This window comes from Streptomyces violaceorubidus (assembly GCF_000717995.1).
GTDB classification, from domain to species: Bacteria; Actinomycetota; Actinomycetes; order Streptomycetales; family Streptomycetaceae; genus Streptomyces; species Streptomyces violaceorubidus.
Window position 1 is genome coordinate 1 of record NZ_JODM01000112.1, and the last position, 1,734, is coordinate 1,734.

The 1,734-nt window shown below is 73.4% G+C and carries 1 protein-coding gene and 1 pseudogene; both read right to left on the reverse strand.

Annotated features, from left to right (window positions below; all coding sequences use genetic code 11):
• Positions 1 to 967, reverse strand: a pseudogene (locus IE94_RS36635) (beta-ketoacyl synthase N-terminal-like domain-containing protein); the annotation flags it as partial.
• A partial coding sequence (locus IE94_RS36640) for a beta-ketoacyl reductase (protein WP_037924719.1) occupies positions 900 to 1,734 on the reverse strand: 835 nt, incomplete at its 5' end. The gene IE94_RS36640 and the pseudogene IE94_RS36635, both read right to left, overlap by 68 nt.

Sequence of the window (1,734 nt, forward strand, 5' to 3'; positions counted from 1 at the left end):
GTAGGTGGCGAGGAGGGCCTGTGCCTCGATGGGGTCGCCGAGGCTGGTGCCGGTGCCGTGGGCCTCGACCGCGTCGACGTCCGCGCCGGTCAGCCCGGCGACGGCCAGCGCGTCCCGGATCACCCGCTCCTGCGCGGGCCCGTTCGGCGCGGTGAGGCCGTTGCTCGCCCCGTCCTGGTTGGCCGCCGTGGAACGGACCACCGCCAGTACGGGGTGGCCGTTGCGCCGGGCGTCCGACAGCCGCTCCAGCAACAGCAGGCCCACGCCCTCCGACAGGCTGGTCCCGTCGGCGCCGTCCGCGAACGCCTTGCACCGGCCGTCCGGCGCCAGCCCGTGCCCCTGCCCCCGGCTGAACTCGTCGAACAGCGTCGGCGTCGACATCACCGCCACGCCCCCGGCCAGCGCCAGCGAGCACTCGCCGTTGCGCAGCGACTGCACCGCCAGATGCAGGGCGACCAGCGAGGAGGAACAGGCCGTGTCGACCGTCACCGCCGGCCCCTCAAGACCGAGTGTGTAGGACACCCGGCCGGAGGCGACGCTGCCCGCGCTGCCGTTGTATACATAGCCCTCGACGGCGTCCGGCGACTCACCGACCAGCGTGCCGTAGTCGTGGTACATGACTCCGGCGAAGACGCCCGTGCGGCTGCCGCGCAGGGCCCGCGGGTCGATGCCGGCCCTCTCCACGGCCTCCCAGGAGCGCGTCCTCACCCGCGGCCACCAGCCGCCACAGGTCCTCCGGAGTGCGCACCCCGCCCGGGTACCGGCAGCTCATCGCGACGATCGCGATCGGCTCCCGGCCGCGCTCGGTGAGTTCACGGTTGTGCTGCCGCAGCCGCTCGGTCTCCTTGAGGGACGCCCGCAGGGCGGCGACGACCTTGTCGTTGGGATTGCTCATCGGGTCACTCACGCTCCGCGTCGGTTCCGGCACTGTCGCCGTCGAAAGCAAGGTTGATGAGGAGGTCGACATCCATCTCGTCGATCGCGTCCAGGTCGACGGCGTCGATGTCGCGGACGGAGTCCTGCGCGGCCGGGGCGGGAGCCTGGGTGCTCTCCCGCGGGAACAGCTTCCGCTCCAGGAACCGGGCGATCGCCTGCGGAGTCGGCCGGTCGAAGACCAGCGTGGCGGGCAGCCGCAGACCGCTCGCCGTGTTGAGCCGGTTGCGCAGTTCGACCGCGGTCAACGAGTCGAACCCGATGTCCTTGAAGGCACGGTCCGGCTCGATCGCGGCCGTCGACGCGTGCCCCAGCACGGCAGCCACCTGCGCGACCACCAGATCCTCCAGCGCCCGCGCCCGCTGCTCACCGGACACCCGGCCGAGCCGCTCGGCGAGCGACAGTTCCGAGGGCCGCCGTGTGCCGGCGTCCACGGTGCCGCGACGCGCCCGGCGCTGGGCGAGCCCCCGCAGCAGCGCCGGGAGACTGTCGTCGTCGGCCCGCCGCCGCAGCGCCCCGACGTCCAGCCGGATCGGCAGCAGATGCGCCTCGGCCGTCGCACAGGCCGCGTCCAGCAGCCGCAGCCCGTCCTCGGTGCTCATGGCGCCGACTCCGTGGCGGGTGATGCGGTGGAGGTCGGTGTCGGTGAGGTTGCCGGTCATGTTGCTGCGGTCTTCCCACAGGCCCCAGCCGAGGGAGAGTGCTGGTTGGCCGTGGGTGTGGCGGTGGTGGGCGAGGGTGTCGAGGAAGGTGTTGGCGGCGGCGTAGGCGGCCTGTCCGGGTCCGCCGAAGGCGGCGGCT